Raw genomic sequence first — 14,085 nt, forward strand, 5'->3', positions numbered from 1 at the left:
ACATTGTACGCTCATTGGTGGGGCCGATGCCGCCAAACCAAGCCATAGTAGATCACTTGAGCAAGCAGCGCGGCAGTGAAGCCGGCCGGGTAGCCGATCCAGATGCCGTCCAGCCCGATCCAGCGGGAGAGCAGGTACGCGATGGGCAATTGGACCAGCCAGATTGCGGCAATCGTAATGCCCGCTGGCCACACTACCACGCCGGTCGCTCGCATGACGCCGGCGAGGACGTTGCCGATTCCGAACAACAGATAGCTCCAGAGCGCGATCCGTAAGGCGCGGCTGGCGATCGACAGCGTATCGGGATCGGTTATGAACCACGAAAGGACAATCTGCGGGAACAGGCAGATGACGCAGACCACCGGCGCGCCAATCAGAACGTTCAGCACCGTCGCAATCCGCGTGATCGCTCCGAGCCGGTCGGCTCGCCGCGCGCCGATGGCCTGCGCCGCAAACGCCGTGGCGGCAAGCGCTACACCCTGCATCGGCGCAAGCAGATATCCGACCACCTGGTTGACGGCCCCATAAGCGGCGGTCGCGCTCGATCCGAAAGCGTTAACGAGAAAGACCACTGCCACTTCGGACAGCGAAGCCATCGCCATCTGGACACCGGCGGGAACGCCGATGGCCAAGAACGATCGGGCGATCGCCGGGTCGATCCGAACTCGGCGCAACAGCTCCCGGTCGAACGCCATCGGATGTCGCCGGACCGCAAGGTAGGCCATGAGGGCCGGAAGCGATATCGTGCAGGCTACGAGATTGGCCCATGGGGCGCTCGTCACCGCAAGCTTCGGTAGCCCGGACCAGCCTTCGATCAGGGCCGGCGTCAGTAGCAGGCTGATGGCGATGCACAAGGCCGTCGCCAGGAACGGCGTCCGCGCATCGCCGGTGCCGCGCAGAAGATAGTTGTAGGCGAAAAATAATGTCATGACCGGCAAGGAGACGAACGTCACGCGCGCGTAAGCAACGGCAGGCGATAGAATATCCGGCGGCGTTGCCATCACGGCCAGCAGTTCCGGAGTGAAGCGATAGCCGACCGCCGCGATGGCAATGCTGACCAAGGCGCAGACGCACAGGGTGGTTCCGGTCACACTCTTGATCTGCTGCGTATCGCCGGCGCCATAGGCGCGACCGACGAGAACGATGCCGCCGGTGATGACGCCGATCAAAAACGAGACCAGCAGAAGGAAGATCGGAAAGAACACCGAGGCGACGGCCAGTGCCCATGGGCCGAGAAGCTGTCCGAAATAAATCGCCGTGATGGTGCCGGAGAACAATTGAAGCACGGCATTTGCCGTCTGCGGCACGACGAACCACGCCATTGCCCGCGACAACTGCTTTTCGTCGAATTGATGAAGTTGCGGCGGGGATGCCGGCTCCCGGGTTGACGCCGGCGGGACCGGCGCCTCATGGGTGGTGCTGCGGGAATCGGCGGGAGCGCGATGCCGGCGCACGCGCGATGGCGGATTTTGCAGGTTCACGGCGGGCTCACCGGGTTCGGCGGACCGATCGTGTCGATCGGCGCCGTCCGATAGTGTGGCTCAGCGCCTGCGATGCCCGACCATAGCGCGGCCAACCGTTGCCCGGGATCGGCAGCGATCGCCGTCAGCAGTCTCACGAGGTCATCCGCGAGTTGACTGATCGCGGCTGCATCGAAACGTCGACGACCGAAGATAAGCCGCAAGTTTATCCGCGCGCCGGGCGCTGCGACCAGGCATAGCGGAAAGTGAACGCCCTCCTCGAAGCTCGCTATGGCACCGACTCGCAATTCGGTCGCCGATACAGCCGCCTGGTCCGCAAGCGTTGGTCCAACCGGATAATTCTCGAAGACAATCACCGACTCGAACGGCGCTTCATCGGCCGGAGCGCCGCTCCAGCGTCGGATGTCGATCAACGAGCAGCCGTCATGGCTCTGTTCCTCGGCTTGCCGGGCCTGCAAATCCGCGAGCCAATCCGTCACCCGTGCCGTCGGGTCCAGTCGTACGCGGCGCGGCAGCGTGTTGATGCACAACCCGACGATCCGCTCGACGCCGGGGAGCTCGCCGGGGCGGCCGGCGGTGGTCATCCCGAAGATCACGTCGCCATCCGATGTGTGGCGCCCTAGTGCCAAGGCCCATACCCCCTGAATGAGCGTGTTCATTGTCAGCCGCTGTGCCTGCGCCAGCGCCTTCAGTTGCGCGGTTAGCTGCTCCGAGAGAGTTGTGCGGTGCTCGCCCGTAGCATCGGGCGATGCCTCGGATTCTCCCGCCGGCAGATCGAGCCGGTGCGGCGCGCCCAGGCCCGCCAGGCGGTTGCGCCAGAACGCTTCGCCGGCGGTCCGATCCGCCGCAGCAAGCCATGCCAGGTAATCGCGATAAGGTCGCGCCGACGGCAAGGCCGCCGGTCGACGCTGCCGCGCAGACTGATAGAACGCCAAGAGCTCGCGCAGCATGATCGGGATCGACCACCCGTCCAATAGCAGGTGGTGAAAGCTCAGGATCATGCTGTGGCGTACACGCGAGTGACGCAGCAGACAGACCCGCAGCAGCATGCCAGAGGCAAGATCGAAACCTTGCGCCCGGTCTTCGGTAAGCAGGTTCTGCAGGCGGTGCTCGGCGACTTGCACATCGAGCCCCGACCAGTCGTCGGCGCGCCACGGCAGCTTGGCATCCCGTCGCACCACCTGCAGCGGTGCTTCCTCGACGTCGTCAGCGATGGCGACGCGCATTGCGGCATGCCGGATCGTCAATTCGCGCCACGCCGCTTCCAGCGCCGCTCGGTCGAGATCCCCCTCAAGCGTCAGGCACAATTGCTCATGGTAGGCGACACTGTTCGGTGATCGGCGCGCGTGCGACAGCATGACGTGCTGCATGGGAGCCAGCGGCCAGATGTCTTCGAGATCCGGATAGCGCTGCTGCAACGCGTTGAGACGGGTCTCGTCAAGCTGAGCCAAAGCAAAGTCGGAAGGCGTATGGCTGCTGATACCACGGGTCGCGCAATGGCGAATCAGGCCGCGCAGCGCCGCCGCGAAGCATTCCGCCAGGTCGACGATCGAAGCTCGATCATGCGCGGCCGGCCACCATCGCCACTGGATCTGCAGCGTACCGTCCTTTACCAACGCCACAACCTCGATCAGATGATCCCTGCCGCGATTCGGTGCGATCGTCAGCCCGGAACTTTCAGCCGCCAAGCGCCATCCGGAATCGGGCCCCTCATCAAAACGGCCCAGATAATTGAAACTTAACTTGGCGCGTGGCAGCGACCGCAATGCTTCGGCCGTCTGCTCATTGAGGTAGCGCAACAGGCCCCAGCCGATGCCGCCGTGCGGCACTGCGCGCAGATGCTCCTTGACGCGCCGGAGTGCTGCGCCGGCCGCGGGGCCGTCGGCCATGACCTGTTCGAGGTCCAGCCGCCCGGCATCGAGTCTGACAGGAAACATGGTGGTGAACCAGCCGACGGTCCGCGACAGATCGACTGCGGCGAACAGATCCTCGCGACCGTGGCCCTCGAGATCGACGAGCGTGGCCGTTTCGGTCTCTCCGCGCGCAGCTCGCCAGCCGGCCAGGGCGACGGACAACGCGGTGAGGAGCGCATCGTTGATCCGGCTGTGGTAGGCCTGCGGCACCGCGGTCAGCAGCGCCTGCGTCTCCTCGGCCGAGAGCAGAAGCGTCAGCCCCTCCGTTTGACCGTAGGTCGCGTGGCGCAGATCAACGGCATGGTCGATCGGCAGTTGCGGCGCCTCGTGGCAAGCGGCGGTCCAGAAATCGAGTTCGCTCGAGACCGTAACGTCCTCGGCATGGTTCAGGAGTCGTGTCGCCCAGCTCTTGAATGATGTGGTCTTACCTGGAAGCTCGACTGTCTCGCTGCGTTCGAGTTGGCTATAGCCTGCGATCAAATCCTCGATCAGGATTCGCCAGGACACGCCGTCCACGACAAGGTGGTGGATGGCCAACAGCAGGCGGCCCGGCGTATCGGCGCCGAAGTCGAACCATCCGGCCGCAACCAGACGACCGGCAATCGGATCGAGGCTCTGCTGCAGCGTGGTCGCGGCAATCTCCATCTGTTCGATCCGCGCATCGGGCATGAGCTCAGCCATGTCGAAATGCGCAACCGCGATGGGCGCCACCTCGTCCACAGCCAGATATTCCTGCTGCCAACCCGTGGGCCTTCGAACAAATCGGCTGCGGAGTGCGTCATGATGGATCAAGAGGGATGCGAGTGCGCGTTCGAGACGAGCGTGTCGGATGTCGGCCGGGACTTCCAGCAGCACCGCCTGGTTGAAATGTTCGATCGGCCCGGGCTGCTCGAAGAACCAGCGCTGGATCGGCGTCAGCGGCGCTGCGCCGCCGGTGATGTCCACCTCGGTTGCTGCCGCGGGCTGCTCGGCGACGTGGGCCAGCGTTGCCACCGTCTGGTATTGGAAAATCTGCCTCGGAGTAATCGCCACGCCCGCAGCTCGCGCTCGCGATACCACTTGAATGGACTGGATCGAGTCGCCGCCGAGTTCGAAGAAGTTTTCGTTGATGCCGACGCGTTCGAGGCCGAGGATTTCGGCGAACAGTCCGGCGAGCACGGTCTCGACCGGATTGCGCGGCGGCTGGTGGTCTGCTTCGCGGTGGCCGTCGGGGGCCGGCAGGGCGTTGCGGTCGAGCTTGCCGTTGGGGGTGAGCGGGAGCTGGTCGAGTTTCACCAGGGCGGCCGGCACCATGTAGTCGGGCAGCTTGTGCTGGAGCTGGCGGCGCAATTCGCCGAGGTCGAAGGCCGCGTCGGGTGTCGCGTCCTTCGTCGCGTCATTCATTGCGTCTTTCATCTCGTCCTGGCGCGGCACCACATAGGCGACCAGCCGCTTGCCGGCGGCGTCCTCCCGCGCCACCACCACGGCCTGGGCGACGTTGGCGTCCGACAACAGGGTGGCCTCGATCTCGCCGAGTTCGATGCGGAAGCCGCGCAGCTTGACCTGGGTGTCGAGCCGGCCCAAGAAGTCGAGCTCACCGTCGGCGCGCCAGCGCACCAGATCGCCGGTGCGGTAGAACCGTTCGCCGTCGGCGAACGGGTTTGGCACGAACCGCTCGGCGGTGAGGCCGGGCCGCAGCAGATAGCCGCGCGCCAGGCCGGCGCCGCCGATGTAAAGCTCGCCCGCCACCCCGACCGGCACCGGCTCCATTTGCTGGTCCAGCACGTAAATGCGGGCATTGGGCAACGGCCGGCCGATCGGCGGCCGGCGATCCCCGGCGCAGCGGAACATGGTGGTGCACACGCTGACCTCGGTCGGGCCATAGGCATTGAGCACGCTGCGGCCGGACAACCAGGGTCGCAGCATCTCGGCGGAGCAGGCCTCGCCGCCGACGATCAGGGTTGTGAGGTCGGGCAGCGCCGCCGCCGGCAGCGCCGCCAGCGCGGTGGGCGGCAGCAGTACCGTGGTGATGCGCTGCCGGATCAACAGGTCGCGCAGCGGTTCGCCGGGCATCAGATCGTGCGGCTCGGCAAGCACCAGCGCGGCACCGACCCGCCAGCTCATCACCACGTCCCACACCGCGGCATCGAAGCTGATCGAGGCGAACTGCAGGATGCGGTCGGTGGGGGCGAGCGGCAGCTGGGCGAGCTGCGCCTCGGCGAGGTTCATGATGCCACGGTGCGGGATCATCACGCCCTTGGGCCGACCGGTCGAGCCCGAGGTGTAGATCACATAGGCAAGATGATCGGCATCGACGCCGCTGGCCGGCGGCGTTTCCGGTTGCCGGGCGATGTCAGGCCAATCGGTGTCGAGCCGCACCAGCCTGGCGGCCGGCGCGGGCAGGCGATCGGCCAGCGCCTCCTGGGTGAGCAGCACCGTCACCTTGGCGTCGGCCAGCATGTAGGCGAGGCGGTCGGCGGGGTAGCGCGGGTCGAGCGGCAGGTAGGCGCCGCCGGCCTTGAGGATGCCGAGCACACCGACCGCCATGTCCAGCGAGCGCTCGACGCACAGGCCGACCACGACGTCGGGGCTGACGCCGAGCGCGCGCAGATGATGGGCAAGCCGGTTGGCGCGGCGCTCGAGTTCGCCGTAACTCAGCGTCTGATCCTCCAGCACCACGGCGATGGCGTCGGGCCGCCGCGCCGCCTGCTCGGCAAACAGCTCATGCAGGCAGCGATCCTGCGGATAGCGCACAGCGGTATCGTTCCAGTCCGCGAGCAGTTGCCGGCGTTCGGCCTCGCCGAGCAGCGCCAGTTCGCGGATGCGCCGATCCGGCTCGGCCACGATGCCGTCCAGGATCCGCGCGAAGTGGCCCACCAACCGCTCGATGGTGCTGTCGTCGAACAGATCGGTGGCGTAGATCAGCGAGGCCGACAGGCCGCCGTCGACTTCGGCCACCGAGAGCTCGAGATCGAACTTGGCCGGCACCGCGCCGCTGTCGAACGGTTCGATCGACAGGCCGGCCATCCGGGTCGGCCGCTGCGGCATGTTCTGCAGCGCGAACACCACCTGGAAGATCGGCTCGCGGCTCAAGTCGCGGATCGGATGCAAGGCCTCGACCAGCTTCTCGAACGGCAGGTCCTGATGCGCATAGGCCTCGAGCGCGACCGCCTTCACCCGCCGCAGCACGTCGCGGAATGACGGTGCGCCGGTGAGGTCGGTGCGCAACGCCAGCATGTTGACGAAGAACCCGATCAGGCCTTCGGTCTCGGCGCGGGTCCGCCCGGCAATCGGGGTGCCGACCACCACATCGTCCTGGCCGCTCCAGCGCGCCAGCAGCACGTCGAACGCCGCCAGCAGCGCCATGAACAGCGTCGCGCCCTCCTGGCGCGCCAGCTTCATCAGCGCGGCGGTGCGGCCCGGGTCGACGGTGAAGTGGCGCACCGCCCCGCGAAAGCTCGGCACCGCCGGGCGCGGCCGATCGGCCGCCAGCTCCAGCCCTGCCGGCGCGCCGGACAGTTGCTGCGTCCAATAGCCGAGCTGCCGCATCAGCGCGGCATCCGCCAGCCAGCGCCGCTGCCACACCGCGTAGTCGGCATATTGGATCGGCAGGGCGGGGAGCGGCGAGGGCCGGCCGGCCGCAAGCGCCGCATACAGCGTCTCGACCTCGCGCACCAAGACGCCCATCGACCAGCCGTCGGCCACCACATGGTGCATCGCCAGCACCAGCACATGAACGTCCGGCGAGAGCTGCAACAGCGCCACGCGCAGCAGGCGGTCGCGCGCCAGATCGAACGGCTGCTGCATGATGGCATCGGCGCGCTGCCGGGCCTGCCGCGGGTCGACCGCCTCTCGCGCCAGCGACACCGTCCATGGCGGATCGATCACCTGGACCGCCCCATCGCCGCGGCTCTCGAACCGCGTGCGCAACGCTTCGTGCCGCCGCACCACCTCGCTCAGCGCCGCCGACAGCGCCGCAACATCGAGCCGGCCCGTCAGCCGCACCGCCACCGCAATGTTGTAGCTGCCGCCCGCAAGCCCAAGCTGCTCCAAAAACCACAGCCGCTCCTGCGCATGCGACAACGGGGCCTCGGCGGCTCCGCGGCGCGCGATGTCTTGGGAGGCAAGCCGTCCCATGGACGCAGCCGCGACCCGTCGATGCAGCAGCTCACGCCGCAGCAATGCAATGTCCGTCATCCGATGCTCCCGATCGTTGTCGTGGAAACTTCGCTGTGCTTTGCCTTGCCGCCATCCAGGCGTTGCAATGCGATCTCCACTTGTTCGGGTGTCATCGCCTCGATTTCCTCGGCGAGCGCTTCCTCGGTGCAGACGGCAATCTCGGCAACGGTCGGCCCCATGAAGATCACGCGGACCGGCAGCGTCACTCCCAGGGCGGCGCGCACGTGGCTGACGAGCTGCATCGCCAATAGCGAGTGGCCGCCGAGTTCGAAGAAGTTTTCGTTGATGCCGACGCGTTCGAGGCCGAGGATTTCGGCGAACAATCCGGCGAGCACGGTCTCGACCGGATTGCGCGGCGGCTGGTGGTCTGCTTCGCGGTGGCCGTCGGGGGCCGGCAGGGCGTTGCGGTCGAGCTTGCCGTTGGGGGTGAGCGGGAGCTGGTCGAGTTTCACCAGGGCGGCCGGCACCATGTAGTCGGGCAGCTTGTGCTGGAGCTGGCGGCGCAATTCGCCGAGGTCGAAGGCCGCGTCGGGTGTCGCGTCCTTCGTCGCGTCATTCATTGCGTCTTTCATCTCGTCCTGGCGCGGCACCACATAGGCGACCAGCCGCTTGCCGGCGGCGTCCTCCCGCGCCACCACCACGGCCTGGGCGACGTTGGCGTCCGACAACAGGGTGGCCTCGATCTCGCCGAGTTCGATGCGGAAGCCGCGCAGCTTGACCTGGGTGTCGAGCCGGCCCAAGAAGTCGAGCTCACCGTCGGCGCGCCAGCGCACCAGATCGCCGGTGCGGTAGAACCGTTCGCCGTCGGCGAACGGGTTTGGCACGAACCGCTCGGCGGTGAGGCCGGGCCGCAGCAGATAGCCGCGCGCCAGGCCGGCGCCGCCGATGTAAAGCTCGCCCGCCACCCCGACCGGCACCGGCTCCATTTGCTGGTCCAGCACGTAAATGCGGGCATTGGGCAACGGCCGGCCGATCGGCGGCCGGCGATCCCCGGCGCAGCGGAACATGGTGGTGCACACGCTGACCTCGGTCGGGCCATAGGCATTGAGCACGCTGCGGCCGGACAACCAGGGTCGCAGCATCTCGGCGGAGCAGGCCTCGCCGCCGACGATCAGGGTTGTGAGGTCGGGCAGCGCCGCCGCCGGCAGCGCCGCCAGCGCGGTGGGCGGCAGCAGTACCGTGGTGATGCGCTGCCGGATCAACAGGTCGCGCAGCGGTTCGCCGGGCATCAGATCGTGCGGCTCGGCAAGCACCAGCGCGGCACCGACCCGCCAGCTCATCACCACGTCCCACACCGCGGCATCGAAGCTGATCGAGGCGAACTGCAGGATGCGGTCGGTGGGGGCGAGCGGCAGCTGGGCGAGCTGCGCCTCGGCGAGGTTCATGATGCCACGGTGCGGGATCATCACGCCCTTGGGCCGGCCGGTCGAGCCCGAGGTGTAGATCACATAGGCGAGATGATCGGCATCGACGCCGCTGGCCGGCGGCGTTTCCGGTTGCCGGGCGATGTCAGGCCAATCGGTGTCGAGCCGCACCAGCCTGGCGGCCGGCGCGGGCAGGCGATCGGCCAGCGCCTCCTGGGTGAGCAGCACCGTCACCTTGGCGTCGGCCAGCATGTAGGCGAGGCGGTCGGCGGGGTAGCGCGGGTCGAGCGGCAGGTAGGCGCCGCCGGCCTTGAGGATGCCGAGTACGCCGACCGCCATGTCCAGCGAGCGCTCGACGCACAGCCCGACCACGACGTCGGGGCCGACGCCGAGCGCGCGCAGATGATGGGCAAGCCGGTTGGCGCGGCGCTCGAGTTCGCCGTAACTCAGCGTCTGATCCTCCAGCACCACGGCGATGGCGTCGGGCCGCCGCGCCGCCTGCTCGGCAAACAGCTCATGCAGGCAGCGATCCTGCGGATAGCGCACAGCGGGGCCGTTCCAGTCCGCGAGCAGTTGCCGGCGTTCGGCCTCGCCGAGCAGCGCCAGTTCGCGGATGCGCCGGTCCGGCTCGGCCACGATGCCGTCCAGGATCCGCCCGAAGTGGCCCACCAGCCGCTCGATGGTGCTGTCGTCGAACAGATCGGTGGCGTAGACCAGCGAGGCCGACAGGCCGCCATCGACTTCGGCCACCGCGAGCTCGAGATCGAACTTGGCCGGCACCGCGCCGCTGTCGAACGGTTCGATCGACAGGCCGGCCATCCGGGTCGGCCGCTGCGGCATGTTCTGCAGCGCGAACACCACCTGGAAGATCGGCTCGCGGCTCAAGTCGCGGATCGGATGCAAGGCCTCGACCAGCTTCTCGAACGGCAGGTCCTGATGCGCATAGGCCTCGAGCGCGACCGCCTTCACCCGCCGCAGCACGTCGCGGAATGACGGTGCGCCGGTGAGGTCGGTGCGCAACGCCAGCATGTTGACGAAGAACCCGATCAGGCCTTCGGTCTCGGCGCGGGTCCGCCCGGCAATCGGGGTGCCGACCACCACATCGTCCTGGCCGCTCCAGCGCGCCAGCAGCACGTCGAACGCCGCCAGCAGCGCCATGAACAGCGTCGCGCCCTCCTGGCGCGCCAGCTTCATCAGCGCGGCGGTGCGGCCCGGGTCGACGGTGAAGTGGCGCACCGCCCCGCGAAAGCTCGGCACCGCCGGGCGCGGCCGATCGGCCGCCAGCTCCAGCCCTGCCGGCGCGCCGGACAGTTGCTCCGTCCAATAGCCGAGCTGCCGCGTCAGCGCGGCATCCGCCAGCCAGCGCCGCTGCCACACCGCGTAGTCGGCATATTGGATCGGCAGGGCGGGGAGCGGCGAGGGCCGGCCGGCCGCAAGCGCCGCATACAGCGTCTCGACCTCGCGCACCAGGACGCCCATCGACCAGCCGTCGGACACCACATGGTGCATCGCCAGCACCAGCACATGAACGTCGACTTGAACGTCCGTTTGGGCGCCTGGCGAAAGCTGCAACAGCGCCACGCGCAGCAGGCGGTCGCGCGCCAGATCGAACGGCTGCTGCATGATGGCATCGGCGCGCTGCCGGGCCTGCCGCGGGTCGACCGCCTCTCGCGCCAGCGCCACCGCCCATGGCGGATCGATCACCTGGACCGCCCCATCGCCGCGGCTCTCGAACCGCGTGCGCAACGCTTCGTGCCGCCGCACCACCTCGCTCAGCGCCGCCGACAGCGCCGCAACATCGAGCCGGCCCGTCAGCCGCACCGCCACCGCAATGTTGTAGCTGCCGCCCGCAAGCCCAAGCTGCTCCAAAAACCACAGCCGCTCCTGCGCATGCGACAACGGCAGCGGCTCGTTCCGCTCCACTGGCAGTAGCGGAGCCGCGGACGTTGCCGGCGCCATCTGCAGCCGCTCGGCTAAGCTTGCCACCGTTGGAGCCTCGAACAGGGTGCGCAAAGGGAAGTCGACTCCAAGCTCCTGCTGGACGCGGGCAACCGCCTGGGTCGCGAGCAGCGAATGGCCGCCGAGCGCGAAGAAGTCGTCGTTGATGCCGACACGCTCGAGGCCGAGCACATCGGCGAATATCGAGGCGAGCATCGTTTCGGCGGCATTGCGTGGGGCGAGGTAGGCGTCCTGCTCAAGGCGGTCCGGCGCCGGCAGCGCTTTGCGGTCGAGCTTGCCGTTGGGCGTCAGCGGCAACTGATCGAGCACCACAAAGGCAGCCGGCACCATGTAGTCCGGCAGGGTGTGTTGGAGATGATGGCGCAGGCCGGCGGCGTCAGGCTGCGCTTCGCCGCGCCCCACCACATAGGCGATGAGCCGGCGGTCGGTGTCTTCGTTGACAACAACGGCGGCCCGCTCGACCGCGTCGTGGTTCAGCAGCGCCGCTTCGATCTCGCCGAGCTCGATGCGGAAGCCGCGGATCTTGACCTGGTGGTCGATGCGGCCGAGGTAGTCGAGCCGTCCGTCGGCGCGCCAGCGTGCCAGATCCCCGGTGCGGTAGAGCCGGCTGCCCGGGGCGAACGGGCTTGGCACGAAGCGTTCCGCGGTCAGACCCGGACGGTTCAGATAGCCGCGCGCGAGGCCAGCGCCACCGACGTAAAGCTCGCCGGCGACCCCGAGCGGGACCGGATCGCCGTGGCGATCGAGCACATAGGCCTGCAGATCGGGGATCGGGCGGCCGATCGCGCTCGCCGCGGCGTCGACGTCGATCCGCCGCACCGGCCGCCAGGTCACGTGGACGGTGGTCTCGGTGATGCCGTACATGTTGACGAGCTGCGGGCGCGCCTCGCCGTGGCGTTCGAACCACGGCTTGAGCCCGGCAAAGTTCAACGCCTCGCCGCCGAAGATGACCCACCGCAGCGACAGCGCGCGCGGCCTGGCGGCATCGGCTTGCATCAACCCGGCGAAGGCCGAGGGCGTCTGGTTCAGCACGGTCACGCCTTCGCGCGCCACGAGCGCGTGGAACAGGTCTGGAGAGCGGCTGACCCAGTATGGCACCACCACCAGCCTGCCGCCGTTGCGCAGCGCGCCCCACAGCTCCCAGACCGAGAAGTCGAACGCCAGCGAGTGAAACAGGGTCCAGACATCGTGCGGGCCGAAGTCAAACCAGGCGTCGGTGGCGGCGAACAGCCGGGTGACGCAATCATGGGTGATCAGCGTCCCCTTCGGCCGTCCGGTCGAGCCCGAGGTGTAGATCACATAGGCGAGGTTGCTCGCGTCGACGTCGCTCGCCGGCGGCGTTTCGGGGTAGCGGGCGATCCGCGGCCAATCGGCGTCGAGCCGCACCAATGTCGCGTCGCTGGCCGGCAGCCGGTCGGCTAGCGCATCCCGCGTAAGCAGCACCGGCACCTGGGCGTCGGCGAGCATGAAGGCGAGCCGCTCGGCCGGGTAGTCCGGATCGAGCGGCAAATAGGCGCCGCCGGCCTTGAGGATACTGAGGAGGCCGATCACCATGTCGAACGAGCGCTCGGCGCACAGCCCGACCACGACGTCGGGGCCGGCGCCGAGACCGCGCAGATGATGGGCAAGCTGGTTGGCGCGACGCTCGAGTTCGCCGTAGCTCAGCGTCGCTTCGTCCAGGCTCAGCGCCACCGCCTCTGGCGTGCGCGCCGCCTGCGCGGCAAACAGCTCATGCAGGCAGCGATGCTGTCGATAGGCCGCTGTCTCATGCGATCGCGCGATCAGCTCCCGGCGCTCGGGCTCGCTCAGCGGCGATAGCGCCGACAGCGGCCGCTCCGCATCTGCGATCAGCTCTTCAAGCAGCCGCGCGAAGTGGCCGGCGAGGCGTTCGATTGCCGCTGCCTCGAACCGCTCCGCGTCGTAAATCAGCTTGACCGACACGGCCTTTTCGATGGCGACCTGGAGCGTCAGCGGGTAATTGGTCCGCTCCGTCGACCGTACGTCGGTGATCCCTATGGTCTGCGTCAGATCGGCAGCAGCGGACATTTCGGCCGGAAAGTTCTCGAACGCTACGATGCTGTCGAACAGCGGCGTGCCGTCCTTAACCTCGCTCCAGTGCTGTACCAGCGGTAGCGGGCTGTATTGATACTCCAGCAGCTCGGTCTGCCGCGCCTGGACTGCGTGCAGCCAGTCAGTCACCGTCTGCTTCGGTGGGATTGCAATGCGCAGCGGCAGCGTGTTGATGAACAGCCCGACCGTGCGCTCCACTTCGGGTAACTCCGCCGGACGGCCCGACATGGTGACGCCGAACACCACGTCGTCGCTGTCCTCGTAGAGCGAAAGCAGCAGCGCCCAGGCACCCTGCACCAGCGTGTTCACAGTGAGCTTGTGATGCCGGGCGAAACTCTCGAGCGCGGTGAGTTCGGCATCAAAGACATGGCTATGCTCGGCATAGCGATCGCTGCGAACGGCATCTCGGCGGGGCCGCTCCAGCAGCAATGCGGTCGGTGTCTCGAAGCCGGCGAGAGCTTTGCGCCAATAGGCTTCGGCGACCCCGAGATCCCGGCGCTGCAACCATGCGATATAATCGCGGAATAGGCGCGCGGGCGCAAATTTCGGAGCGTCGCGCCGGCTCAGCGCGCAGTAGGCGGCGAACACGTCATCGAGGAGCAGCGGGATCGACCAGCCGTCGAACATAATGTGATGGCTGTTCCAGATCAGACGGTAGTCGCTCTCGCCAACGCGGATCAGATGCAGCCGCATCAGCGGCGGTCGCGTAAAGTCGAAGCCGCGGGCGCGCTCGGCCTGCAGGGCTGCAAGCCGCGCCTGCTGCTCGGTGCCGTCAAGCTCGCGCCAGTCGTGGCGCTCGAACGGCAGCACGGCACGGCGCAGCACCACCTGCAGCGGCTGCTCCAGCTCCTGGCCGACAAAGGCGGTGCGCAGCACGGCATGGCGTTCGACCACGGCCTGCCACGCCCGTTCAAACGCATCGAGATCAAGTGTCCCAGTCAGCCGGCAACCGACCGATATCACGTAGGCGTTCGATTCCGGTTCGTAGAGACTGTGGAACAACAGGCCTCGCTGCAGTGCTGTCAGCGGATAGATGTCCTCGACCTGCCGGGGGCCGCCGACCGCAGCGATCAAACGATCGAGCTCTCGCTGGCCGATGCTGGACTGAGCCTTGTTTTTGCGCGCATGAACGTTCATCAG

The 14,085-nt window shown here is 67.7% G+C and carries 3 protein-coding genes; all 3 read right to left on the reverse strand.

The window, feature by feature from the left end; genetic code table 11:
• Positions 1-11 precede the first annotated feature (11 nt).
• The 3 genes from V1277_RS22940 to V1277_RS22950 are packed head-to-tail and all read right to left on the reverse strand — an operon-like array spanning position 12 to position 14,082.
• Positions 12-1,481: an MATE family efflux transporter gene (locus V1277_RS22940; protein WP_334418225.1), complete on the reverse strand. Its 1,470-nt coding sequence runs from the start codon at positions 1,479-1,481 to the stop codon at positions 12-14.
• Positions 1,478-7,570 carry an amino acid adenylation domain-containing protein gene (locus tag V1277_RS22945; protein WP_334418226.1) on the reverse strand — a complete coding sequence of 2,031 codons (6,093 nt, stop codon included), beginning with the start codon at positions 7,568-7,570 and terminating at the stop codon, positions 1,478-1,480. Before V1277_RS22945 ends, V1277_RS22940 begins: the two co-directional genes overlap by 4 nt.
• The gene (locus tag V1277_RS22950; RefSeq protein ID WP_334418227.1) at positions 7,567-14,082 is read right to left on the reverse strand and encodes an amino acid adenylation domain-containing protein; all 6,516 of its coding nucleotides are present in this window, start codon (positions 14,080-14,082) and stop codon (positions 7,567-7,569) included. Before V1277_RS22950 ends, V1277_RS22945 begins: the two co-directional genes overlap by 4 nt.
• Between the last annotated feature and the right edge of the window lie 3 nt (positions 14,083-14,085).

The sequence above is a fragment of the Bradyrhizobium sp. AZCC 1588 genome (genome assembly GCF_036924735.1).
GTDB lineage: Bacteria > Pseudomonadota > Alphaproteobacteria > Rhizobiales > Xanthobacteraceae > Bradyrhizobium.

What these genes read in the sequence shown, in the direction of transcription:
- V1277_RS22950 (WP_334418227.1), bottom strand. Translation starts at nt 14,082, where the DNA reads ATGAACGTTCATGCGCGCAAAAACAAGGCTCAGTCCAGCATCGGCCAG.
- V1277_RS22945 (WP_334418226.1), bottom strand. Translation starts at nt 7,570, where the DNA reads ATGACGGACATTGCATTGCTGCGGCGTGAGCTGCTGCATCGACGGGTC.